This is a genomic window from Kitasatospora sp. NPDC059817 (assembly GCF_042731835.1).
In the GTDB taxonomy this organism is placed as follows: domain Bacteria; phylum Actinomycetota; class Actinomycetes; order Streptomycetales; family Streptomycetaceae; genus Kitasatospora.
Genome location: NZ_JBHWIR010000450.1, coordinates 1 through 1,091, shown reverse-complemented (window position 1 = coordinate 1,091; position 1,091 = coordinate 1). Strand labels below are relative to the sequence as shown.

1 protein-coding gene is annotated in these 1,091 nt (G+C 68.3%); it reads left to right on the top strand.

Annotation, left to right across the window (positions count from 1 at the left end; genetic code table 11):
• Positions 1 to 180: 180 nt before the first annotated feature.
• On the top strand, positions 181 to 1,062 hold the full coding sequence (locus tag ACFV61_RS36160; RefSeq protein ID WP_380346002.1) for a S41 family peptidase: 882 nt from the start codon (positions 181 to 183) through the stop codon (positions 1,060 to 1,062).
• Positions 1,063 to 1,091 lie beyond the last annotated feature (29 nt).

Below are 1,091 nucleotides of genomic sequence, written 5' to 3'. Positions count from 1 at the left end.
GAAGTCGGCGGGCCCGACTTCCTGCGCACGGTCGGGTGTTGCTCAAGAGCGGGTGGCTTGGGCGTGGGCGCGGCAGTGGGTGAGGGCGGGTTTGATGCGGGGCCGGGGGAGGGGGTGACGGTGAGGAGTTCGCTGAGAAACCGCTGGGCATCGGGTCGGCCTTGCCCTACGATCGCGCGAATGATCACTCATGGAGCGATACTCGACACCGCCCTCGCCCGGATCACCGCTGGTTACGTGTTCCCCGAGAAGACGGCGGCCATTGAAGTGGCGATCCGGAACCGGCTGGCGGAAGGCGCTTATGAGGGCCTGGACGAGCGGGGGCTGTGCGAGCGGGTCACGGAGGACTTGCAGGGGGTGTGTCCGGACAAGCACCTGCGGCTGTTGTGGAGCGAGGAGCCGCAGTCGATGGACGAGGAGCCGGAGGACGTCGCCCGGGCCCGGTTCGAGCGGTACGCCCGGGAGAAGAACTACGGCATCCGGCGGGCAGAGCAACTCGACGGCAACATCGGCTACCTCGATCTGCGCATGATTCCCCCGGCCGGGGTGGGCGGTCCCGCGATCGCCGCCGCGATGCAACTGGTCGCTTCCACCGAGGCGTTGGTCATCGACCTGCGGCAGTGCAGCGGCGGCTCACCGGAGGGCGTTCAGCTGTGGTGCAGCTACTTCTTCGCTGACGACGAGGTGCACCTCAACGACATCTACGACCGGGCTACCGACTCCACCCGCCAGTACTGGACCCTCGGGCACCTCGCCGCGCCGCGCTATTCGGACCGGCCGGTGGCGGTGCTGACCAGCGACTTCACTTTCTCCGGTGGGGAGGAGCTGTCGTACAACCTGAAGGTGCTCAAGCGGGCGACGCTGGTCGGGCAGACGACGCGTGGTGGCGCCCACCCGACGGCCCGTATTCCTGTTGCGCCGCATGTGACGGTGACCGTGCCGGCGGCCCGCTCGATCAACCCGGTCACCGGCACCAACTGGGAGGGCGTTGGCGTGGAGCCGGACGTGGCGGTTGCCGCTGAGGACGCGCTGGAGAAGGCACTGGAACACCTTCGCGCGTAGTTGAGTCCCCCGGCTGCTCAGTCCTGAGC

Excerpts from the sequence above, each read along its gene's own strand:
- ACFV61_RS36160 (WP_380346002.1), top strand. The coding sequence starts at position 181 with ATGATCACTCATGGAGCGATACTCGACACCGCCCTCGCCCGGATCACC.